The organism is Streptomyces sp. STAM6, from assembly GCF_054963715.1.
In genome coordinates this window covers 1-22431 of record NZ_JBUEFZ010000013.1, presented here as the reverse complement: position 1 = coordinate 22431, position 22431 = coordinate 1, and the positions used below count along the sequence as shown (strand labels likewise).

Annotated in this window: 21 protein-coding genes and 2 pseudogenes; 15 read left to right on the top strand and 8 right to left on the bottom strand. The window is 73.7% G+C overall.

The features are described from left to right. Positions 1-211: 211 nt before the first annotated feature. The 10 genes from ACY34K_RS17505 (at position 212) to ACY34K_RS17460 (ending at position 8601) form a co-directional block, all read left to right on the top strand. Positions 212-652, top strand: a complete 441-nt coding sequence (locus tag ACY34K_RS17505) for an SRPBCC family protein (RefSeq protein WP_462747985.1) — start codon at positions 212-214, stop codon at positions 650-652. A 260-nt stretch (positions 653-912) separates the two neighbouring features. After that, the gene (locus tag ACY34K_RS17500; protein ID WP_462747984.1) at positions 913-1113 is read left to right on the top strand and encodes a hypothetical protein; all 201 of its coding nucleotides are present in this window, start codon (positions 913-915) and stop codon (positions 1111-1113) included. 14 nt (positions 1114-1127) lie between these two features. Continuing rightward, a complete protein-coding gene (locus ACY34K_RS17495) occupies positions 1128-1313 on the top strand; it encodes a hypothetical protein (protein ID WP_462748284.1) in 186 nt (61 codons plus the stop codon). A gap of 72 nt (positions 1314-1385) precedes the next feature. After that, on the top strand, positions 1386-2855 hold the full coding sequence (locus tag ACY34K_RS17490) for an ABC transporter permease (protein WP_462747982.1): 1470 nt from the start codon (positions 1386-1388) through the stop codon (positions 2853-2855). Between the two features lie 42 nt (positions 2856-2897). Then, positions 2898-3581: an ABC transporter ATP-binding protein gene (locus ACY34K_RS17485; RefSeq protein ID WP_462747981.1), complete on the top strand. Its 684-nt coding sequence runs from the start codon at positions 2898-2900 to the stop codon at positions 3579-3581. Positions 3582-3815: 234 nt separating this feature from the next. Next, positions 3816-4142, top strand: coding sequence for a hypothetical protein (locus tag ACY34K_RS17480; RefSeq protein WP_462747979.1), 327 nt, complete (start codon positions 3816-3818; stop codon positions 4140-4142). 47 nt (positions 4143-4189) lie between these two features. Continuing rightward, positions 4190-4669: a hypothetical protein gene (locus ACY34K_RS17475; RefSeq protein WP_462747978.1), complete on the top strand. Its 480-nt coding sequence runs from the start codon at positions 4190-4192 to the stop codon at positions 4667-4669. Next, complete coding sequence (locus ACY34K_RS17470; RefSeq protein ID WP_462747977.1) at positions 4666-5049, top strand: peptidase inhibitor family I36 protein; 384 nt, start codon at positions 4666-4668, stop codon at positions 5047-5049. The genes ACY34K_RS17475 and ACY34K_RS17470 overlap by 4 nt, the downstream gene beginning before the upstream one ends. 89 nt (positions 5050-5138) lie before the next feature. Then, entirely contained in the window at positions 5139-5471 is a 333-nt protein-coding gene (locus tag ACY34K_RS17465; protein ID WP_462747975.1) for a trypco2 family protein, read from the top strand. A 4-nt stretch (positions 5472-5475) separates the two neighbouring features. Further along, positions 5476-8601, top strand: coding sequence for a trypsin-like peptidase domain-containing protein (locus ACY34K_RS17460; protein ID WP_462747974.1), 3126 nt, complete (start codon positions 5476-5478; stop codon positions 8599-8601). Positions 8602-8703: 102 nt separating this feature from the next. Here the strand turns inward: ACY34K_RS17460 and ACY34K_RS17455 are convergent, their stop codons facing one another. From ACY34K_RS17455 to ACY34K_RS17445, 3 genes are all read right to left on the bottom strand, one after another. Beyond that, complete coding sequence (locus ACY34K_RS17455) at positions 8704-10146, bottom strand: PTS transporter subunit EIIC (protein WP_462747972.1); 1443 nt, start codon at positions 10144-10146, stop codon at positions 8704-8706. Between the two features lie 83 nt (positions 10147-10229). Then, positions 10230-11165: an N-acetylmuramic acid 6-phosphate etherase gene (gene murQ / locus ACY34K_RS17450; protein ID WP_462747969.1), complete on the bottom strand. Its 936-nt coding sequence runs from the start codon at positions 11163-11165 to the stop codon at positions 10230-10232. 13 nt (positions 11166-11178) lie between these two features. Further along, positions 11179-12111 (bottom strand): MurR/RpiR family transcriptional regulator, encoded by a 933-nt coding sequence (locus ACY34K_RS17445; RefSeq protein WP_462747966.1) that lies wholly within the window; start codon positions 12109-12111, stop codon positions 11179-11181. 66 nt (positions 12112-12177) lie between these two features. On the opposite strand from ACY34K_RS17445, the gene ACY34K_RS17440 reads away from it, so the two are divergent. Both ACY34K_RS17440 and ACY34K_RS17435 read left to right on the top strand, forming a co-directional pair. Continuing rightward, on the top strand, positions 12178-12534 hold the full coding sequence (locus ACY34K_RS17440) for a hypothetical protein (RefSeq protein WP_462747964.1): 357 nt from the start codon (positions 12178-12180) through the stop codon (positions 12532-12534). Further along, positions 12531-12803, top strand: coding sequence for a DUF4031 domain-containing protein (locus ACY34K_RS17435; RefSeq protein ID WP_462747963.1), 273 nt, complete (start codon positions 12531-12533; stop codon positions 12801-12803). Before ACY34K_RS17440 ends, ACY34K_RS17435 begins: the two co-directional genes overlap by 4 nt. Positions 12804-12933: 130 nt before the next feature. Here the strand turns inward: ACY34K_RS17435 and ACY34K_RS17430 are convergent. After that, a pseudogene (locus tag ACY34K_RS17430) lies at positions 12934-13848 on the bottom strand (LysR family transcriptional regulator); the annotation flags it as partial. Positions 13849-13910: 62 nt separating this feature from the next. Between ACY34K_RS17430 and ACY34K_RS17425 the strand changes: the two are divergent. Continuing rightward, positions 13911-15074, top strand: coding sequence for an MFS transporter (locus tag ACY34K_RS17425; RefSeq protein ID WP_462747962.1), 1164 nt, complete (start codon positions 13911-13913; stop codon positions 15072-15074). Between the two features lie 58 nt (positions 15075-15132). On the opposite strand, the pseudogene ACY34K_RS17420 reads toward ACY34K_RS17425, so the two are convergent. The 3 genes and pseudogenes from ACY34K_RS17420 to ACY34K_RS17410 all read right to left on the bottom strand — a co-directional run. Then, a pseudogene (locus ACY34K_RS17420) lies at positions 15133-15648 on the bottom strand (Cmx/CmrA family chloramphenicol efflux MFS transporter); the annotation flags it as partial. Then, the gene (locus ACY34K_RS17415) at positions 15645-16295 is read right to left on the bottom strand and encodes an HD domain-containing protein (protein WP_462747961.1); all 651 of its coding nucleotides are present in this window, start codon (positions 16293-16295) and stop codon (positions 15645-15647) included. The gene ACY34K_RS17415 and the pseudogene ACY34K_RS17420, both read right to left, overlap by 4 nt. Before the next feature lie 45 nt (positions 16296-16340). Continuing rightward, positions 16341-18593, bottom strand: coding sequence for a heavy metal translocating P-type ATPase (locus ACY34K_RS17410; RefSeq protein ID WP_462747958.1), 2253 nt, complete (start codon positions 18591-18593; stop codon positions 16341-16343). A gap of 144 nt (positions 18594-18737) precedes the next feature. On the opposite strand from ACY34K_RS17410, the gene ACY34K_RS17405 reads away from it, so the two are divergent. Continuing rightward, a complete protein-coding gene (locus ACY34K_RS17405) occupies positions 18738-19427 on the top strand; it encodes a copper homeostasis protein CutC (RefSeq protein WP_462747957.1) in 690 nt (229 codons plus the stop codon). Between the two features lie 450 nt (positions 19428-19877). On the opposite strand, the gene ACY34K_RS17400 is transcribed toward ACY34K_RS17405, so the two are convergent. Next, entirely contained in the window at positions 19878-21890 is a 2013-nt protein-coding gene (locus ACY34K_RS17400) for a HelD family protein (RefSeq protein WP_462747955.1), read from the bottom strand. A 242-nt stretch (positions 21891-22132) separates the two neighbouring features. Between ACY34K_RS17400 and ACY34K_RS17395 the strand changes: the two genes are divergently transcribed. Continuing rightward, positions 22133-22309, top strand: coding sequence for a hypothetical protein (locus ACY34K_RS17395; RefSeq protein WP_462747953.1), 177 nt, complete (start codon positions 22133-22135; stop codon positions 22307-22309). Positions 22310-22431 lie beyond the last annotated feature (122 nt).

The following is a 22431-nucleotide window of genomic DNA, read 5'->3' as shown; positions in this document are numbered from 1 at the left end:
GCCCCCGCAGGTGTTCCCGCACCGGGCGGGGGCTGTTTCGTTATGCGGGACGCTAGAGGGAGATCACCCTCCGTGGCAAATGCACTCCGCATAGTCATACTTGTTGCCAACTCAGCGGGTGGGCGGGTGGGTTGCAGACAGGCCCTTACCACCATTCCTCGTAAAGAGGGCTCGGCGATCGGGGCTGGAGCTTCGGGCCTACGCTGGGGTTATGGCCGTCGACGTCCTGACCGAGACCGTGATCGACGCCCCCTGCGAGCGGGTCGCCGCATATGCCGCCGACCCGTCGACCGCGCCCGAGTGGTACGCCAACATCGTCTCGGTCGAGTGGGAGACCTCCTCCGTCGTGGAGGTCGGCGCCCGCGTCCGGTTCGTGGCCCGCTTCCTGGGGCGGCGGCTCGTCTACACGTACGAGATCGTCGCGTACGACCCCGGGCGGCGCCTGGTGATGCGCACGACCGAGGGGCCCTTCCCCATGGAGACCACGTACGCCTGGGAACCGTACGGCGTCGCCGGCGAGCGCACGCGCATGACGCTCAGGAACCGCGGCGAAGGCAGTCGCATGGCCACGGTGGCGGTCCGCCGCGCCAACCGCAGGGACCTCGCGGCCCTGCGGCGGCTGATGGAGCGAAGTATCGGCCCCGAGGGCTGAGCCCCGGGGGAACGGCGGCCGGCCCGGCGCTTCCCGGCCGGGGCCGGCGTTCTCGCGGGCGTGGCGCAGTTCCGTGCCGGGCAGGGCCCGCGGCGAGGAGGGCGGATCTCGATCCGCCGGACCGGGCGCGTGTCAACTCCCGTTAGCACAGATGGGGTTGTTGAGCCGTCATCGCTGTTCAGGTCGAGGCCATGTCGACCACGCTGTGTGGGTAAAGCGAACACCGAGCGTGGAGGTGCCTGGTCATGGGGTTGCGGGGCATGGATCGGCTGCGTGCGGCGGAGGAAGTGGTGACCCAGCTCCGTAACGAGCTGGTCGAGGTGGGGGTGACCCTGCCTTCGCTGCGGGTGGATCCGGTGTCGGTCGCGGGCGATCTGCCGTTCCCGCTCGTGGATCTGGGGCGGTGCAACCTCGACACGGCGCTGCGGATCGTCGCGGTTCTGCACGAGGCCCGCCGGTGACCGCCGGGGAGTACATGGTCGACGCCCGTGACGGGCGGATCGGCCAGGTGATGGGGCACGTCGGCGGTTACGTGCAGTTGCGTCCGCCGGGCGGGGGCCGGGAATGGGACTGCCCCGCCCATGTGCTGACCCCGGCGCCGCCGGCCGAGGTGCTGCGGGCGAGGGTGCGGCAGCTCAACCGGCAGGGGCGCCTGCCGTGACCCCGGTGCTTCTCATGTGCATCTCATCGGTGCCTTAACCGGCCATCACGCCGCGTCCCTAGTTTTCGCGGCATGTTCTTCACGTACCTCCGGCGCGAGCTGCGCCGTAGAAGGAGGGCGGCGCTCGTCGTCGCCTCGGGGCTCGCCCTCGGAATCGCGCTGGTCATCGTCGTCAACTCGGTCTCGGCCGGGATGAGTCAGGCCCAGGGAAAGGTCCTGGAATCGCTGTACGGGCTGGGGACCGACATGACGGTCACCAAGGCCGCCTCGCCGCCGGGAAAGGGGGAAACCGTCCGGCGGCCACGGTTCGAGTTCGACGCGAAGGACGGCGACGACGACACGAACCAGAGCCAGGACATCGTCATGGTCCAGGGGTTCGAGACGCTGGCCGCCTCGATCGTGGCGCGGGTCGGGAAGCAGGAGGGGGTCGCGGACGCCGCCGGCGGGCTGAACGTGCGCGTGATGACGGTCGACGGCGACTTCACGCGCGGGGAGGTACCGCAGCAACCGGGCGGGCAGGGCCGCGGAACGGCGCCCGCCGGGGGCGGCGGCGACGTGCGCGGCGGCGGGGCCGCGTTCGACGTCGACGCGTACACCGCCTACGGCACCGACGTCACCCACCGGAACCTCGGGCCGCTGACCTCCTCGAAGATCACCTCCGGGCGCACGTTCGAGGCGACCGAGACGAACGCCGCGGTCGCCGTTCTGGACAGCGCCTACGCCAAGGAGCAGGGCCTGTCGGTCGGCGAGAAGCTGACGGTCGACGGGACGGCCTTCGACGTCATCGGCATCGCCACCGCCGACAGCGGGGACGCGGCCGCCGACGTCTATCTGCCGCTCGCGCGGGCCCAGGCGCTGGCCGACGCGAAGGACAGGATCACGACCGTGTACGTCCGGGCGACCGATTCGCAGCGGATCGACGGGGTCGAGCGGACCATCCGGAAGAACATCCCCGGTACGACGGTGACGACGTCCGCCGACCTCGCCGACACCGTCTCCGGTTCCCTGTCCACCGCCTCCGATCTGGCGTCGGGCGTCGGCAAGTGGCTCTCCTACCTGGTGCTGGCGGCCGCGTTCCTGGTCGCGGGGCTGCTCACGTCGTCGGCGGTGAGCCGGCGGGTGCGGGAGTTCGGCACGCTGAAGGCGCTGGGGTGGCGCAGTGGCCGGGTGACCCGGCAGGTGGCCGGTGAGGCGCTGGTCAACGGGCTGATCGGCGGTGCCCTGGGCATCGCGCTCGGTCTCGCGGGCGCGTGGGCGATCACCGCGTTCGGCCCGACGCTGACCGCACGGCTCGGCGGCGGCCCGGGTGGCGGGGGCGGCGGACCCGTGGGCGGCGGGACGGTGGTCGGCGGCCCCGGCGGCGGGCCCGTGCGGCAGGCCGCCTCCCATGCCCTCGACATCACGCTCACCGCGCCCGTCTCCCTCACCACCGTCGGCCTTGCCGTGGCGCTCGCCCTCGCCGGCGGGCTCGTCGCGGGCGGGTTCGGCAGCTGGCGGGCCGCCCGGCTGCGGCCCGCGGACGCGCTGCGCCGCGTCGAGTGATCCCGGCCCCCGACACCTCACACGTACCAACAGGAGCAGAAGATGTACGAGCTCAGTGGCGTCACCAAGCGCTACCGGCGCGGCAAGGAGACCGTCCAGGCCCTGGACGGCGTGGATCTGATCATCGAGGACGGCGGACGGCTGGTCGTCCAGGGCCCGACCGGCGGGGGCAAGTCGACGCTGCTGCAGATGCTGGGCGGCCTGGACCGGCCCACCGGGGGAAAGGTGGTCCTCGACGGCGTCGACCTGGCCACGCTTCCGGAGGCGCGGCTCACCCGCGTACGCGCGGAGAAGATCGGCTTCGTGTTCCAGGGCTTCAACCTGGTGCCGACCCTCACCGCCCAGGAGAACGTCGAGACCGCCCTCGTCCCCCTCGGGCTCAAGGCGGCCGACCGGCGCGAACGGGCCGCCGACGCGCTGGTCTCCGTGGGGCTCGGGGAGCGCCGCGGGCACCTCCCGGGCGAACTGTCCGGCGGCCAGCAGCAGCGGGTGGCGATCGCCCGCGCCCTGGTCAAGCGGCCCGCCGTGCTGCTCGCCGACGAGCCGACCGGCAACCTCGACGAGTCGATGCGCGACGAGATCATGGACCTGCTGGAAGGGCTGTGGGAGGAGAACGGCCTGACCTTCGTCATGGTTACCCACGACACGGCGCTGGCACGGCGGGCGCCCCGGCTGGCCACGATCCGCCAGGGACGCGTGACGATCAGGGAGCAGGTCGTGGGCTGAGGCCCGCCGCCCGAGCCCCGGGCGCCCGCCCGGCCGCCCGCCACGCCGCCCGTCCCGGGTGCCCGCCACGCCGTGGGCGCCCGGGCGGGCGGTCGCGTACGGTCACGCGCACCACGGCTGCGATACGACTACTCACCACCTCGGGTGACACCCGGACCCGCGGCGCTTACCTGCGACGACGCAGGGGAAGTCAGCGCGTGCACCACGGTCCGACCACCGTCTCCGGAGGCCCAGTTGAGACGTTCCGCGCTCGCCCTCTCCGGCTCCCTCGCCATGCCGGCGATGCTGTCGGCGCCCCCGCGCGCAGCCCCCGCGGAGGCCCTGCCCGGGCACCTCTGCTTCTGGCCCGAGCCGGGTGAGACGGGGCCCGGAGGCGCCTGGTGCTCTCGGCCGGGCTCGGGGTTCGACGTACCGGAGGACCGCGTACGCCGGCACGCCACGTCGTTCGGCTCGCAGGTCGATACGACCGTGTACGCCCTCCACTTCCCCCGCCAGGGACGCTGCCCGCGGCGCACCGTCGCCGTCGACACCACCCCGCACTCCGACTGCGAGCCCGGGTGACCGGCCCGGCCCGTACGCGCGCCGCCGCGTTCGCCACGCTCTGCCTGATGGCCGTGCCGACGGCGCTGACCGGCTGTGGCGCGCCGCGCGAGCCGGTCGTCTCGCTCAGCCCGGCCGACACGATCAAGGCGGCCCAAGTCGTCCTCACCGACCGCTGTCTGACCCGGCAGGGGCTCACCCCGCCCCGCCCCGGCAGGCCGCCCGCGAGCGACGCCGAGGCCCGGCGCGTCGACCGCGCGCTGTTCGGAACCGGACGCACCGAACTGACCCTCACGCTGCCCAGCGGGCACGTCATCGGCCACCACACCGACGGCTGCCTGGCGGACGCGGAACGCCGTCTCTACGGCGACCAGCGCCGCTGGTTCCAGGCCGTCACGACCGTCAACAACCTGAAGTCCGAGGCTCCCTCGCGCGACCGCACCGCCTACCGCGAGCTGCGGGCGCACGCCCTCGCCGAGGCGAGGGCCCTGCTCACCGCCGAACACCACGCATCCACCGCAGCACACAAGGAGAACCGCACGTCATGAAGCAGCCCGTAGCCCTGCTCGCCGCCGTCCTGCTCGCCACCGGCGCGGGTCTGGTCACCGCCACACCCGCGTCGGCGGCGGACTGCCCCAGCGGCCACTTCTGCGCCTGGACCGAGGCCAACTACGGCGGCCAGCGCATGAACGCCTCGGGTGACGACGAGTGGTGGGAGGGGTTCATCGCCGACACCGACTCCTCCTGGGCCAACCACGGGATCTCCGGCCCGGGCGTCAAGGACCACGTCAAGGTGTACGAGAGCGCGATCCAGTGGCCCTCCGGAGGCGGCGACGTCACGATCTGCCTCCGCCCCGGCGACGAGGTGGGCTACAACGCCACTGCCAACGACCGCGGCGACGCCCATGTGTGGTCCATGGGCTGTTAGGGCGCCCTGCAGCAAACCCCCCGGCAGCCCCGCCGTGCCGGACGCGGCCGGGCAGAATGAAGGCTCAACCGGCTTTCAACGGGGGGTAGATGGTGGACGAGATCGAGCTGGCCGCAGCGGTACGGGTCCTGAGGGACGAACTGCGCACCGCCGCGGCCGCCGCCGACGGCGAGGAGATCCGCTTCGAGGTCGGCGAGATCACGCTGGAATTCGAAGTGGAGCTGCGCGCGGACGCCAAGGCGAAGGCGGGCTTCAAGGCCTGGGTCGTCTCCGGTGACATGGAGGGCAGCGCGGGGCGGCGGCGTACCCAGCGGATCGGACTGACCTTGAAACCGGCCGACGTGCGCACCGGTGACCCGATCGCGATCGGCAACGACGAGCCGGTCGACTTCAGCGACTTCGGGCTGCCGGGGGGTCGTTAGCGGCATGCTCCTGAGCGAGAGCCGTATAGCCGTCGTCGACGCGGGGGCCCAGGGAAGCGGTTTCCTTCTGACACCGCGGCTCGTGCTGACCTCGGCCCATGTCCTGCGGAACGGGAAGCCCTCTGCCGCCGTGCCCAGAGGGACCGGCATGCAACAGTGCAGGGTGCTGTGGGCGCGCCAGGACAGGCTGTGCGACGCCGCGCTGCTGCTCGCCGACCGCGATCTGGTCGACGCGGAGACCGCACGGCGCTTCACGGACGTGGCGTGGGGCCGTACCGTCACGCTCGACGCCCGGCCCGGATGCCAGGCCATCGGCTATCCCAAGGCCGCGGGGAACGGCGAACGCCCCGACACCGAGCAGCTCGTCGGCACGCTCAAGCCCGGGTCGTCCGTCCTGCGCGGACGGTACGTCCTGGACAACATCCACGGGGCGCCGGCGCCGTCCGGCGCGGCATCCTCGCCCTGGCAGGGCATGTCGGGCGCGGCGCTGTTCGCCGACGGTCTGCTCATGGGGGTCGTCAGCGGAGATCCGCGCAGCTGGGCACACGGGCGGGTGGAGGCCGTCCCCGCCGAGGTCCTGGTGGACGACCCGGCGTTCTCGGCGGCCGTCGAGCGGCACACCGGCCGGCGTCCGGTCCTGGTGGAACTGGGCGGGCGACCCGAGGTCCGGGGGACCGAGTTCGCGTGGACACCGGTGTCGTCGGCCGACCCGGCGGCGTTCGGAGTGCACCGCGTTCCGGAGGTGCCCGGGCTGCCGGAGACCGTCGACTACGTGCCGCGGGACTGCGACGACCAACTGGACGCCGTCATCGGGCGCCTCGCGGCGACGGGCGGCCTGCTCCTCGTCACCGGAGACTCCACGGCGGGCAAGACACGGGCCCTGTACGAGGCGATGCGCCGCAATCTCGAGGGGTGGGCGGTGTGCCATCCCGACCCGGACGCACCGCTCTCCACCATCGCCGCCGCGGCTGCCCGGCAGGGCGGCGGGCTCGTGCTCTGGCTCGACGACATCCACATGTACCTGCGGCCGGACGGTCTGACGGCGCGGCTGCTGAACGACCTGATGGACGCGGGATGCGTCGTACTGGCCACGCTGCGCTCCGAGTTCTACGGCCCCCTGATGGGGCACGCCCCGCGCCGAGGCTCCGTCGGCGACGTCTCCCACGGGATGCTCCGGGTGATGCGATCCGCGAGTCGCGTCGAGCTGCCGCGGACCTGGAGCAGCGCCGAGAGGCGCCGGGCCGGGGAGCGGAAGGACCTGGATCCCCGGATGGCCGAGGCGCTCGCCGCGGACAGCGTCCATGGTGTGGCCGAGTACCTCGCGGCCGGGCCGCAGCTGTGGAACCTGTGGAAGGAGGCCGCCCGCGTCGGCGGCAACCCCAGGGGCGCCGCGCTCGTGGCGGCAGCCGTCGACCTGGCCAGGACCGGCGTGCGGGGCGCCGTCGACGCCGGGGTGCTGGAGCGGCTCCACAGCCACTACCTCGACGCGGCCGGAGGGGCGGCGTTGCGGCCGGAGCCCCTCGACGAGGCCTGGGCGTGGGCCGGTGCCGTGGTGCTGGGTGTGACCAGCCCCCTCATCCCGGCCGGCGGCGAGCGCTGGCGGCCCTTCGACTACCTGGTGTCGGCCACGGCCCGTACTTCGGCGCTGGAGGAACTGCCCGAGGAGACATGGCGGGCCACCGCCACACTGGTCGGCGACGGGGACCGGGAGCTCGTGTGGATGACGGCCCTGGCGGCCGGACGGACCGATCTGGCCATGGCCGTACTGACACCGCGTGCCATCGCCGGGGACGTCGCCACGATGGTCAACCTCGGTGCGGTGCTGCTGCGCGCGGGGGAGACCGCCGAGGCCGAACGCTGGTGGACCCGCGCCGCCGAACACGGCGATGGCGTTGGCGCGCACAACATGGGCTGCCTCAGGAGCCTCGCGGGCGACCGGGACGGCGGACGCGGCTGGTTCCTGAGAGCGGTGGAGCTGGGTGAGCCCCAGGCCTACGGCGCGCTGGGCGACCTCGCCGAAGAGGCCGGGAACGAGCAGGAGGCACTCGACTGGTGGCGCAAGGGCAGTGAGCACGGCGACCCGGGCAGCGCCTTCGGCCTCTCCAGGGCCCTGGGCCGCAAGTTCATCCACGACGACGAGTCGCTCGACGCCCTGCGCGCGGCGGCCGAGGGCGGGCTCCCGATCGCCGGGCTCAGGTACGCGGGAGCCCTGCTCGCCCGGGACGAGGTCCAGCAGGCCAACGCCTTCGTCGCCCGCGCCTATGACGCCGCCCGCAAGGACGCCCTGCTGAGCGGAAGCCCGAGAAGCGCACTGCTGGCGTCCGTGGTGGCCATGGTGCTGGGAGAGCGCGCACAAGGCCGCCGGTGGGCCCGGCACGCTGCCGAACGGGGCGGCGAACTGCCCTGGATCGTCGTCGAACGGGAGGAAAGCGGGCCGGGGCTGAGCGCCCTGGCCGTGGACGGGAAGACCTGGGAGCGGCTCGGCGAGACGGAGATCCGCACGCTCATGTCGCGGCTGTGGGCGGGGGACTGCATGGACTGCGGCTATCCGCTGGGCGAGGGGGTGCCCGCGCTTCACGTGGACGAAGCGGGGCCGGACATGACCGACGCCCGGCTGTTCCACTTCGGTGTGTGCCGCTATCCCCTCTGGAACGACTCGGGTCCGGTGTTCGTCTCCTCCCGGAACGGTGGCGCCACCTGGTGGGCCGAAGGCCTGGTCATCGGGAACGGCACGCCGGGCGGGTTCGCCGCCTTCGTGGTCAACCCGTCGGCGGAGTCGCTGAACCTGCGGCCGGACGGCGATTCGGGCAGATGGGTGGTGTCCGGCCCCGTGATGGACGCGAGCCTGGTGCGGCTGGAGCCGTTCGATGCGCGGAGGGACTTCCGCGCGGATGTCCGGAACGCTCCGGAAGCCGCATTCCTGCTGGGCCGCGAGCTCCAGGTCCGGCCGGGCGTGGAGACGTGGGGCATCGGTGTCGACGACGTGCTCGAACACGCGATCCGGCAACGCGGTGGCCTGCTGCTGGTCGTCACCAGCGGGCTGGGCCCGCCCCCTCGCACCGCGCGGGACGTCGACCGGGCGGCGAAGTCGCCGGGGACGATGGCGGGCTGGATCGCCGTCCGGCTCTAGCGGCTCATAGGGCGTGTTTCGAGAGTCCCGTCCGGCGATCGCACGCACCAGACGCCCCCGGCCCCGCCCTCCGGGCGGACGACGCCACTTTCGAAACACGCCCTAGGTGGCGGCGGCGGTCCGCGGCTGCGCGTCCGGTACCGGATCCGGCCGGAGCGCTTCCAGCTGCCGCCGGTCGAAGCCGAAGGCGTAGGTGACGAGGAAGCCGACCGCGTACCCGGTCAGCAGGCCGCCGGCGTAGATCGCGACGGTCTCGCCGAGTCCCCGGTTGCCGGCGAGGAGCGGGAACAGCGCCCAGCCGGACGGGCCGATCGCGGTCGAGCCGACCTGGTCGCCGAGCATGCCGAACAGGCCGACGAACCCGCCGCCGAAGGCGCCGCCGACGCAGGCGGTGACGAAGGGGCGGCCGAGGGGCAGCGACACGCCGTAGATGAGCGGTTCGCCGACGCCGAGGAGGCCGGCGGGCAGTGCGGACCTGATGGTGCGGCGGATCTCCGTGTTGTGGCGGAGGCGTACGTAGACGGCCCCGGCGGCGCCCACCTGGCCCGCGCCCGCCATCGCCAGGATCGGCAGCAGCACCGTGAAGCCCTGCTGCTCGATCAGGGTGGTGTGGATGGGGATCAGGGCCTGGTGCAGGCCCAGCATGACGAGCGGCAGGAACAGCCCGCCGAGGACGAAGCCGGCGGCGGCCCCGCCGTGGGCGAGGAGCCAGTTCGCGAAGTGCCCGATGGCGGAGGACACCTCGCCCGCCAGGAACATCAGACCGAAGACGGTGACCAGCCCGGCGACGAGGACCGTGAGGGTCGGGGTGACGAGGACGTCCAGCGCTTCGGGCACCCGGCGGCGGCACCACTTCTCCACGTACACGGCGATGAGCGCCGCCCCGAGGGCCCCGAGGACGCCGCCCTGGCCGGGGGAGAGCTGCTGGCCGAACGCCTCGATCCGCGCCACGCCCGCGTAGACGATGATCGCGGCGACCGCGCCGCCCAGGATGGGCGTACCGCCGAACTCCTTGGCCGTGTTGAGGCCGACGAACACGGCGATCAGGGCCATGAAGCCGGACGCGACGGCGGCGAGGGCGGGAGTGGCGGAGGGAAGCCAGTGGAGGTTGACGAGGAGGCCGTTGAGGCCGGCGATGATGCCGCAGCCGATGAGGGCGGGGATCAGGGGGACGAAGATGTTCGCGATCTTCCGGAGGAAGAGCTTGAAGGGAGTGGCGTTCCTGGTCTGCTGGGCCGCTTTGAGGGCCGCGCCGCGGGTGGCGAGTGCCTGGGCGGTGAGGTCCCGGCCCGCGACCCGGACCAGGGCCTCGAACTCGGGCGTGACTCTCGCGACCGTGCCGGGGCCGAGGACGACCTGGTAGGTGCCGCCGTCCTCGACGACGCCCAGCACGGCGGGGTGGGCTCTGAGCTCGGCATCACGGACGAGTGAGCGGTTGACGAGGCCGACACGGAGACGGGTCATGCAGTGGGCGACGGAGGTGATGTTGGCGGCGCCGCCGAGGAGGGGCAGGAGGGCGGCGGCGGTGGTGCGGGCGTCGGTCATGTTCGCGGATGCTGCCAGCAGGGGCCGGTCGTGGGGTGGCCGCACGCCGGTGCGGGGGGCAGGCCCACCCGTTCCGCCCTGCGTCACGATCTCCCGTGAGGCGGGGCCTCTTCACCGAGTGCCGCTCGCAGGTGACCCCGGGTCTTCGTCAGCAGCTCCGTGGCCGTTTCGGCGTCGACGCTCGCCAGGAGGGTGAGGATCGCGGTCTTCACCTCGCCGTTCGTCGCGTCGAGTGCCGTTTCGATCTCCTCGTCCGACGCGCCGGTCGCCAGCGCGACGATGCGGCGGGAGCGGGCGCGGAGTTTGTCGTTCGACGCCCGGACGTCGACCATCAGGTTCCCGTACGTCTTGCCCAGCCGGATCATCGTGATCGTCGAGATCATGTTGAGGACCAGTTTCTGGGCCGTGCCGGCCTTCAGGCGGGTGGAGCCGGTGAGGAGTTCGGGCCCGACGACGACCTCGATGCGGTGTTCCGCGGCGGCCGCGAGGGCGCTGCCCGCGTTGCAGGACAGGCCGATCGTCAGCGCCCCGTGCGCGCGGGCGTGTTCGACCGCGCCGACGGCGTACGGAGTGCGGCCGGAGGCGGAGACGCCGACGACTGTGTCGTCGGTGGTCAGGGCGAGGGCCGTCAGGTCGTCGGCCGCGAGGGAGCGGGAGTCCTCGGCGCCCTCGACCGCCTCCACCAGTGCCGGACGGCCGCCCGCGACGAGTCCCACGACCTGCCCGGGCGAGGTGTTGAAGGTGGGCGGGCACTCGCTGGCGTCCAGGACCCCGAGCCGGCCCGCCGTACCCGCCCCCGCGTAGATCAGCCGGCCGCCGCGGGCCATCCGCTCGGCCGTGGCGTCGATGGCCGCGGCGATCCGCGGCAGCTGGGTGGCGACGGCCGGCGGTACGGACTGGTCCTCGGCGTTCATCAGGCGGGCGATCTCGGCCGTGGGCAGCCGATCGATCTCCGCGAGCTCGGGGCGGAACGCTTCCGTGGTGAGGGCCGACAGCTCGGACTGCAGGTCGGAGGTCATGGGCGGTGCTCTTTCAGCGGGTGCGGGGAGAGTGCCGGTGCGCGAGCGCCTCGTACGACGCGGCGAGAGCGGGGGCCGCCGTCTCGTACGTGCGCTGGGTGACACCGGTGAAGAGGCAGTCGACGACGAGGAGTTGGCTCGTCCGGGACGACATCGCCGCCGGACGCAGCTCGCTCTCACGGGCCGTGGACGTGGTCAGTATGTGATCGGCGTACTGGGAGACGGGGCCGTCCGGGCGGCCGGTGATGGCCACGGTCGTGGCGCCGTGGTCGAAGGCCACCCGGAGCGGTTCTATGACGTCTCCGGTGGACCCCGAATGGGTGATGGCGATCGCGACGTCGCCGGAGCGGAGCTGGACGGCGTTGGTGACGGCGAGGTGCGGGTCGCTGTGGGCGTGCGCGACCAGCCCGATGCGCAGCAGCTTCTGGGCGAGGTCCTGCGCGACGAGGCCGGAGGCGCCGACGCCGTAGATGTCCGTGCGGCGGGCGACCGCGAGCGCGGTGACCGCGGCCCCGAGCTGCACGGTGTCGAGCCCGGCGGCGGTGTCGGCGAGGGTCTGCTGCTCGTCGTACGCCAGCTTGGCGACGACGTCCGCGATCGGATCGTCGACCGCGATGTCGGCGGTGACGGACGGCGCCCGGCCGGACTGCTGCTGTGCGGCGAGGCCGGCGAGGGCGAGACGCAGGTCGCGGTAGCCGGGATAGCCCAGCAGACGGGCGGTGCGCACGACGGTCGCCTCGCTGGTGCCGGTCAGCTCGGCGAGTCCGGTGACCGTGAGGGCCGCGCAGCCGGCCGGGTCGCCGGCGACGGCCTCGGCGACCCGCTGCATCGAGCGGGTCATGGACGGCGCGAGGGTGCGCACCTTCGCCGCGAGGGCGGCGGGGGCGGGCGGGGCCTCGGCGCCGCCGTGGGCCCGGGTGAAACTTTCCTTCACGTCATTGGTCACACCTGAAAGGTATTTTCAGCACTGTGTGGCGTCAACCCCCTGGTGAGGAGGGGTGACAATGGCCCCATGAACGCGGTAGACCCCCTGGAGCAGGCCCTCCATGCGGCCAGGGCGCTGGTCCTCGCCGACCTCGTCGCACGTGACGTCGCCGAGGCCGAGGTCGTCTCGCTCGTCGAGAACGCGGTGACGCACCGCCGCTGGTGGGTCGAGCAGTGGCCCGAGGGCCGGGAGTACCTCGCGGGGCTCGTCGCCCAGGACGTCCAGGACGCCCTGCTGGAGCGGTACGGTCGCTGGCCGCTGTGTCCCGTCTGCTCCTCCGGCGATCCGCACGCGCTCGACGTGGAACCGGAGTTGGGCCCCGACCCGCACTGGGTGTGCGGCAAGGCGGGCGTCGTGGTGGCCCGCGTGGGCGGCCTCACGTGACGGTGTACATCGACCCGCCCAACTGGCCCGGCCACGGCCGCATGTGGTCCCACATGATCAGCGACGTCTCGTACGACGAACTCCACGCCCTGGCCGAGAAGATCGGGGCACCGCCCCGCGCGTTCGACGGGGACCACTACGACATCCCCTCCGAGCGGTACGCGGACGCGGTCGCGGCGGGCGCGGTGGAAGTGGGCTCCAAGGAACTCGTCCGCAGGCTTACGGAGGCGGGGCTGCGGCGCCCGAAGCGGCGCCGCCCGACGCCCTGACGCCCGACGCCCTGACGCCCGACGCCCTGACGCCCGACGGCCCCGGCCCGGAGGGCCCCGGGACGGACGCTCCCGGGGCGGCGGGCCCCGGCCCGGAGGCTCCCGGGGCGGAGGGCGCGGGCGTCACCGGCGCGGGGGCCGTCTCGGCGACGGCCCGCGCGAAAGCCCGTACCCGGGCCGTCTCGTGGTGCGCGTGCCAGACCAGGCCGAGCGCCGACTCCGGCAGCCCCTCCACCGGCACGAACGCCAGCGCCCGCCGCCCGTGGTAGTCGGCGGTCGGCCGGCACAGCAGCATCGCGCCGCGGTCCGCCGCGGCCAGCGTCAGCCCCTCCTGGAGGGTCGTGACGGACGGACCCGGCGGAATCGGCACCCCGGCCGGTGTCCGGTCGGGCGCGGCGGCCCGACGCCAGTAGGCGGGCGCCGGACCTCGGACACCGATCAGCGCGCACCGGGCCAGCTCCTCCGCGGGGACCGACACCCGCGAGGCGAGCGGGTGGTCCGCGGCCACCGCCAGTGTCTGCCGCTGCCGCGAGAACACCGGACCGAGCACCAGGTCCGGCTCCTCGACCGGCAGCAGCACCACCGCCGCGTCCACCTCGCCCCGCCGCACCGCGCCGAACGGGTCCGCCAGGGGCACCTCGACGACCTCCGTCGCACAGCCCGGGTGACGGCTCTCGAAGAGGTCGACCGCGGCCACGACGTGGTCGCCGAACGTCCCCTGGAAGCCGATGCGCAGCGTGCCCTCCACGCCGCGGGCGGCCGCCCTGACCGTGTCGACGGCCGCGAGCAGCGCGGCGTACGCGGGCCCGAGATCGGCCACGAACCGCTCACCGAGCGGGGTGAGCCGGACCCGGCGGCTGGTCCGCTCGACGAGGCGGGCGCCGACCCGGCCCTCCAGGGCGCGCAGCAACTGGCTGACCCTGCTCTGTGACACGTACAGCCGCTCGCCGGTCCGTCCGAAGTGCAGCTCCTCGGCCAGGACGAGGAACGCCTCCAACTCCTTGAGGTCCACGGACGGGTGGGCGGCGGGCGATCGATGAGTCACGCTTGTGGAAGCGTGAGCGATCGGCCGTTGTTCCCGGTGGCGAGCGGGAGTTGCCTGGGGACATGGCACAGACCGGATCCCACACAGGCACTCCCGCACGGCACGGCGGGCGGACGGCCGTCCTCGCCCTGGCACTCGCGACGTTCACCGTCGTCACCTCCGAGATGCTTCCCGTCGGACTGCTCACCCCGATGGGCGGCGCTCTCGCCGTCAGTGAAGGCACCGCCGGGCTCACCCTGACCATCACCGGCCTGGTCGCCGCCGTGTCCGCCCCGCTCGCCGCCCCCCTGCTGGGCGGCCTGGACCGGCGGCGGGCGCTGGTCGCCCTCATGGGCGCCCTCGCCGCCGGGAACCTCCTTGCCGCGTGCGCACCGAACTTCGCGCTCATGGTGGCCGGCCGGGTACTGGTCGGACTCGGCATGGGCGGGGTGTGGGCCGTCGCGGCGGGGCTCGCCGTACGGCTGGTCGCGCCCGCCGCGGTGCCCGGCGCCACATCGCTGATCTTCAGCGGGATCGCCGTCGCTTCGGTCCTCGGCGTCCCGGCGGGCACATGGCTCGGCGAGCTTGCGGGCTGGCGTGCCCCGTTCGCCGTCGCCGGAGGCCTGGCCGTGGCCGTCGGGGGACTGCTCGCCCTGCTCCTTCCGCCACTGCCCGCCGAACGGGCCCCCACGGGCGGTGTGCTGCGCCTGCTCGGCAACCCCTCGCTCAGGACGGGGCTGCTGGTGGTGGCGCTCCTCGTGACCGGCCATTTCGCCGCGTACACCTATGTGCGTCCGGTCCTGGAGCAGGTCTCGGGCGTGCGGCCCGGCGTCGTCGGCACCCTGCTGCTCGTGTACGGCGTGGCGGGCGTCGCCGGCAACTTCGTCGCGGGCGCGGGCGCGGGCGCGGGCCGCTCGCCGAGGCTCACCCTGCTCGTGCTGAGCGGCGCCCTGGCCGCGACCGTCCTGCTGACCCCCCTGCTGGGGGCCGCCCTGCTGGTGACATGGGGCTTGGCCTACGGCGGTGTGTCGGTGGCCGCCCAGTCCTGGGTCATGGCGGCGGTGCCGTCCGCCCGCGAAGCCGGCTCGGCCCTCTTCGCGGGCGTCTTCAACGCGGCGATCGCTCTGGGTGCCGCCCTCGGCGGCCGCGCCGCGGACTGGTGGGGCGTGGGCGCGGTGCTGTGGGCCGGCGGCGGGCTTGCGCTGGCCGCGGCCGCGGTGGCACTGACGGGCCGTCGGCCCGAGTGACGGTGCACCCGGCGGCGGGGCGGGCCGGACGCGCGCCCGGCCCGCCCGCGGAGCGGCGCTACGTGCGTGCGGCCTCCGTCGAGGCGGGTGCGGGCCCGCCCGCGGAGCCCGCCACCACGCGGGAGGCCGAGGTGCGGTGGTGGGGCCGGCGCGAGCGCCGCGGCGGCGAGCACCGTCAGCGCCATCGCCGCTCCGGCCCACGCCGTCGCCGCTCCCGCCCACGCCGTCGCCTGGAGCCCGAAGTCCGCGTCGATGACCGTACCGCCGGGCCACGGGCCGCTCGTGTTGCCCAGGTTGAACGCGGCGGTCGTTGTCGCGCCCGCTCGGGTCGGGGCCGCGCCGGCGACGCTGAACACCCGGGCGTTGAGCGCCGGTGCCGTGAACACGCCGAGACGCCGAGGAGGAACGACAGGGCCACGGCGGCGACCGGGCTCCGCGCGAACGGGGCCAGGCCCACCAGGAAGACCGTGGACGCGGTGATGCCGCCCAGCAGCACGCCGAACATGTGCGCGTCGGCGACCCGGCCGCCGATCGTCGTACCGACCGGGGCGCCGATGCCGAACAAGCTGCTTACATTTCCCCGGTCAGCGCCGCGAGCTCGGCGGTGAGGTTGTGGCGGGCCCGCTCCTCCCAGAACCGTTCCCCGTGCGGGGTGCGGAAGAGACGCGGCAGGTCCAGCAGCTGACGCAGCACCGCGGCGCGGCCCTGGCGGAACAGCTCGTCCGGCACGAACCCGTACTCCTCGCGGACGGCCGCGGTGTAGGCGGCGTACGCGTCGGGAGCGGCGGCCAGGACCGCGAGGTCCGCGTCGCACAGCACCATGCCGTTGCGGTCGCCGCCCTCGGGGTCGTGGGTGACCGTGAGCCGCACGAGACGGGCCACCTCGGCGGTACCCGCCTCGTCGAAACCCAGCTCCGGGAGGGCCCGTTCGGCGAGGCGGGCGCTGCGGTCCTCGTTGGTCGACCGCTCGGGGAGGTAGACGGCGTCGTGGAACCAGGCGGCGAGCCGGACCAGCGCCGGGTCGTCGGCGTACTGCTCCAGCTCGTCGACGCGGTCCAGGACCGCCACCAGGTGGTCGGTGGTGTGGTACCGGCGCTGTGGCTCGGCCCACCTGCCGAGCAGGTCGTCCGCGTACCGGTCGGCGTGCGGGGCGTGGCGGACGGTCTCGGCCCAGCGGCTGCGCAGGGCGTCGTGGGCGGGGTGCTCCGGAAGGGCGGCCATGCGGTCATTGTGCTACGCGCCACGAAGCGGCCGGAGAGGGCTTCGTCACGTCCGGCTGATCGGCTTGAACCCCCGCAGGCGGAGGCTGTTGCCGACCACGAAGACCGACGAGAACGCCATCGCGGCACCGGCGATCATCGGGTTGAGGAGCCCGGCGGCGGCCAGGGGCAGCGCGGCGACGTTGTAGGCGAAGGCCCAGAACAGGTTGCCCTTGATGGTGGTCAGGGTGCGGCGGGCGAGCCGGACGGCGTCCGCCGCCGCCCTCAGGTCACCACGTACGAGGGTCAGGTCACCGGCCTCGATCGCGGCGTCCGTGCCGGTGCCCATCGCCAGACCGAGGTCGGCCTGGGCGAGCGCGGCCGCGTCGTTGACGCCGTCGCCGACCATCGCCACGCTGCGGCCCTCCGCCTGCAGCCTCTTGACGACGTCGACCTTGTCCTCGGGCAGGACCTCGGCGTGCACCTCGTCGACACCGACCTGGGCGGCCACGGCCCGCGCGACGCGCTCGTTGTCGCCGGTCAGCAGGATCGGGGTGAGGCCGAGCGCGCGCAGCCGCCGGACCGCCTCGGCGCTGGTGTCCTTGACCGCGTCCGCGACCTCCAGCACCGCGCGGGCCTCACCGTCCCAGGCCACCACGACGGCGGTACGCCCCGCGGCCTCCGCCTCGTCCTTGGCGCGGACCAGCTCGGCGGGCAGTTCGATCGCCCTCCCCCACGCTCGGCTCCGCTCGCGCGGGGGGACCCCCATCGCCAGCAGCTTCTCGCGGCCGACGAGCACGGCTCGGCCCTCGACGACGCCCCGCACACCCAGTCCGGCGACGTTCGCGAAGTCCTCGACCGCCGGAAGCGACACCCGCGCGGCGGCGCCCGCTGCCACGGCCCGGGCGACCGGATGCTCGGAGGCGTGCTCCAGCGCACCCGCCAGCCGCAGCACCTCGTCCTCGGTCGCGCCGTGGGTGTGCACCGCCAGCAGGGTCATCCGGCCGGTGGTGACCGTGCCGGTCTTGTCCAGCACGATCGTGTCGACCCGGCGGGTGGTCTCCAGCACCTCAGGACCCTTGATCAGGATGCCCAGCTGGGCGCCGCGCCCGGTGCCCACCATGAGGGCGGTCGGAGTGGCGAGTCCCAGTGCGCACGGGCAGGCGATGATCAGTACGGCGACGGCGGCCGTGAACGCCGCGGTCAGCCCCGCGCCCGCGGCCAGCCAGAAGCCGAGCGTGGTGAGCGCCAGCACGATGACCACCGGTACGAAGACGGCCGAGATCCGGTCCGCCAGGCGCTGGGCGGCGGCCTTGCCGTTCTGCGCGTCCTCCACCAGCTTCGCCATCCGCGCCAGCTGGGTGTCCGCGCCGACCCGGGTGGCTTCGACGACCAGCCGGCCGCCGGCGTTCAGCGTGGCGCCGGTGACCGGGTCGCCCGTCCCGACCTCCACGGGGACCGACTCGCCGGTGAGCATCGAGGCATCGACGGCGGACGAGCCCTCCACGACCGTGCCGTCCGTCGCGATCTTCTCGCCGGGCCGCACGACGAACCGGTCACCGGGCTTCAGCTCGGCGGTCGGCACCGACACCTCGCGGCCTCCGCGCAGCACGGTGACCTCCTTCGCGCCCAGTTCGAGCAGCGCCCTGAGCGCGGCGCCCGCCTTCCGCTTGCTGCGGGCCTCGAAGTAGCGCCCGGCCAGGATGAAGGCGGTCACGCCTGCGGCGGCCTCCAGATAGATGTTGCCCGCGCCGTCCGTGCGGGCGATGGTCAGCTCGAACGGATGCGTCATGCCGGGCATGCCCGCGTCCCCGAAGACCAGCGCCCACAACGACCACAGGAACGCCGCCGACGTGCCCACCGAGATCAGCGTGTCCATGGTGGCGGCGCCGTGCCGGGCGTTGGCCCAGGCGGCGCGGTGGAAGGGCAGGCCCGCGTAGGTGACGACCGGGGTGGCCAGCACCAGTGAGAGCCACTGCCAGTACGGGAACTGCAGCGCCGGGACCATGGCCATGGCGACGACCGGAACGGCGAGCGCGACGGCGGTGAGGAGCCGCGGGCGCAGGTCGTCGACGTCCTCCTCGTCCGCCTCCGGCTCGGGTTCGTGCGCGGTGTAGCCGGTCTTCTCGACGGTGGCGACGAGGTCCTGCACCGAGACACCCCCGCCGTAGCTGACCTTGGCCTTCTCGGTGGCGTAGTTGACGGTCGCGGTGACGCCTTCCATGCGGTTGAGCTTCTTCTCGACGCGGGCGGCGCACGAGGCACAGGTCATGCCGCCGATGGCGAGTTCGACCTCGGCTGTACTGGTGGCGGTGCTCATGGGCCGATGCTCCTCGCTCACGTACAGGCCTGCATACCCCTAGGGGGTACAGAATATATACCCCCGCCCCGTACGCCGGGCAAGTTCTGGCCCTGCGGAGTACATTGGACTAGACCTGTAGGCCCTCCAGAGGAATGGATTCCCATGAGCAACCGTGCAGTCCTGGAGGTGATCGCCCTCGACGCCGAGGACGCCATTGCCGCCCAGGCCGGAGGGGCGGACCGCCTCGAGCTGGTCACGGACATGGCGGCGGACGGACTCACCCCGTCCCGCGAGACCTACGCCCGGATCCGCGCCGCCGTGGACATCCCCCTGCGCGTGATGCTGCGACTGGCCGGCGGATTCGTGGCGGGTGACATCGACCCGCTGGTCCGGGCCGCACGGGAACTGCGCGCGGAGGGCGCCGACGCATTCGTCCTCGGCTTCCTCGACGCGGCGGGCCACCCCGACCTGGTCGCGGTGGAACGGCTCGTCGCCGAGGTGGAAGGCTGCCGGTGGACCTTCCACCGGGCGATCGACCACGCCGCCGACCGCGACGGGCTGCGCAAGCAGCTCGCCGATCTGCCCGGCCTCGACACCTACCTCACGGCGGGCGCGGCGGGCGGCGTCGACGAGGGTCTTCCGACACTCCTGGCCGAGGCGGCGCGCTCGGGCGAGCCGGGGTACGAGGCGCAGCTCCTCGTGGGCGGCGGGCTGCGACTCGACCACGTGCCGACGCTGCGGGCGGCGGGGGTCCGGGCCTTCCACATCGGAGGCGCGGCCCGTCCGGCGGGGTGGGACAACCCGGTCTCCCCGACGGCGGTCCGTACCTGGCGCAAGGCCCTCGACGACTAGGGCGTGTGGCGAAAGCGGCGTCGTCCGCCCGGAGGGCGGGGCGCGGGGGCGTCCGGTGCGTGCGATCGCCGCGTCGTCGGTCGCGCCTGCCCCCCATGGCCCTTCCGGGCACGGGAGGTGCCCCACCGCGGCGGCTCCCTCCCCGCCCTGCGTCGGCACCGCACGAGAACCCGCTCCCTGAGCCGGGCTGATGCAGGAAGCGTCCTGGGCCGCCCTTGTCCCTGGACGGCGGGTGGCCGACCGGCCGGTCGCCGCACGCGCGGCGCCGCCCCCGGCGGGGGTCGTCAGGCGGCTCCCCGCCGGTGGCCGGTCCGCGCCCACCCTCCCCCAAGCGCTCGGCTTCGCTCGAACAGGGGACCCCCATCGCCCCTGGCGGAACGTATGCCCCCGAACCCGGGGGCCGGTGGGGGGCCGTGGCCCGTCACGGCGCGGAGGGGTCCCGCCCCGTCCTCAGGACAGTTGCGCCGGCAGCGGCGCCGCGTGGGTGACGAGCAGGCCCGAGACCGCTCGGGTCAGGGACACGTACAGGCGGCGCAGGCCCGTGCGTTCGTCGGGTTCGCCGTCCACGATCGCCGCCGGCTCGTCGAGGACCACGTAGTCGTACTCCAGGCCCTTCGCCAGGGACGCGGGTACCAGCGTGAGACGGACGTCCGGCGTCGTCTCCTCGCCGGGGTCGAGGAACGCCGGCCCCGACGCGCTCAGCGCCTCCGCGAGCGGCGCGATCCGCGCGTCCGCCGCGATGAGGCCGATCGACCCCTCCCTGCGGAGCAACTCCTCGCAGGCGGCGACCACCTGCGCGTCGGACGTGATCGGGCGGAGCTCGAAGAACCCGGGTTTCTCGCGGATCGAGGACACCGGGGTCAGCCCGGGCGCGATGTGCGGGAGCAGCCGGGACGCGTAGGTGATGACGTCCGTCGGCACACGGAAACCGGCCGTCAGCTCCTCGACGACCGCGTCGTCCTTGCCCATGTGGGCGAGTGCCTCGTCCCAGCTCCGGGTCGCCCACGGCGTCGTGCCCTGCGCGAGGTCGCCGAGGACCGTCGCGGAGCCGGTGGTGCAGCGGCGCCCCACCGCGCGGTACTGCATGGGCGAGAGGTCCTGTGCCTCGTCGAGCACGACGTGGCCGAGCGAGTGCGTGCGCCGGACGAGATCGGTCGCCTCGTCGATCAGCACGGCATCCGCCGCCGACCATTTCGCCGACTTCACCGACCGTGCCGGTTTCGCCCACAGGATCGTCTTCTGCTCCTCGTCGGTGAGGACGCCGTCGGCGTGCGCGGCGAGGAAGTCCGCGTCGCCGAGAAGCCGCAGCACCAGTTTGGCCGGGTCGACGGGCGGCCAGATCGCCTTGACGGCCGCCTTCACCGCCGGGTTGCGGGCCACGGCGTCCTGCACGCGGTCGTCCGGCGCCTCGCCCGAGCGTTCCATCTGCACCAGCACCGCGTGCGCGATCCGCTGCGGCAGGGCCTCGCGGGCGGCGCCGTAGCGGATGTCGCGGTCGAGCAACTCGCGGACGACCTCCTCCAGTTCGTACGCCGGGACGCGCCAGCGCCGTGAGCCGCGCACCACGACGACGGGTTCCACCGGCATCGTCACGTGCGAGCGCACCGCGCTGCGCAGCACCCGCGCCATCCGGGCGTCGCCCTTGACGACGGCGGCGGCCGCGTCGTCCGTGCCGCGCACCTCGACGTGGGCCACCAGGTCGTCGACGGTCGCCTGCTTGACCTCCAGTTCGCCGAGTGCGGGCAGCACCTGCTCGATGTACTGGAGGAAGGACCGGTTCGGCCCGATGACGAGGGTGCCGGTGCGAGCGAGGCGCTCGCGGTGGGCGTAGAGCAGGTACGCGACGCGGTGCAGCCCGACGGCCGTCTTGCCGGTGCCGGGCCCTCCCTGCACACAGACCGTGCCGCCGAGCCCGGAGCGGACGATCTCGTCCTGCTCGGGCTGGATCGTCGCCACGATGTCGCGCATGGGGCCGACGCGCGGGCGCTCGATCTCCTGCTGGAGCAGTCTGGACGCGCGCTGCTCCTCCGCCGGGTCGCTCAGGTGCTCGTCCTCGTACGCCGTGAGGTCGCCGCCCGTGTAGCCGAAGCGGCGGCGCAGCGCGACGTGCTGGGGGTCCTTCCGGGACGCCCGGTAGAACGGCTGGGAGACCGGGGCGCGCCAGTCGATGACCATCGGGTCGCCGTCCCCGTCGTGGACGTGCCGCCGCCCGATGTAGAAGCGCTGTCCCTCCTGGGTCGTCGGCAGGTAGTCGAGCCGCCCGAAGAACAGCGGCGTGTGGGACAGATCGGCCAGGGCCTTGATCCGCTGCTCGATCTGGGACTCCAGGACCGCCGCGTTCACCCAGTTCGCGGTGACGTCGCGGATGTCGAGCGCCTCGACGTCCTCGCGCATGGCCCGCAGGGCGGCGCGGGAGGCGGCGAGGTGGTCGCGTTCATGGGCGAGCGGGTCGTGCGCGGGCACAGCGGGGCCTCCGGTCCGTGGCGATGGATAGGTGTGCGGGGCCGTCCGGTTTCCGACCGGAGGGCAGCGCTCCACTCAGGGAGGCGGGCAAGGTCGGCGATTCTAGCCAGGGCCCGGGGGCGGGAGCGAGCGAATATCCGACCCGTAGGGGATGCCGTATGCCTGGAGTCGTACGCGGACGGCACACTGTTTCGGTCTGTCGACCGATGTGGTCCCGACGTGCGGGAAACCATCATGGAGACATGACCACAGCCACCTTCACCTCCACCGGCTCAGGCGCCACCGCCCTCGGCGCGACGCCTCACCCCGCCCACCGGATCGGCAACGCCCTGCGTGCGATCAAGGTCTTCGCCGAGGCGGCGGTCGGGGTGGTGCTCCTCGGCGAGTACGGCGAGGAAGCCGGCGTCAGGCGCCGCTGAGCCCCGTCCGCCGCGGGGACTCACGCCCCGCCGCGCCGCCCCGCCGCGTCCTTCCCGTCGCCGGGGTGCACGCCCCGCCGAACTCCGGCCGTCGCCGGGGTGCACACCCTGTCGGCTCCCGT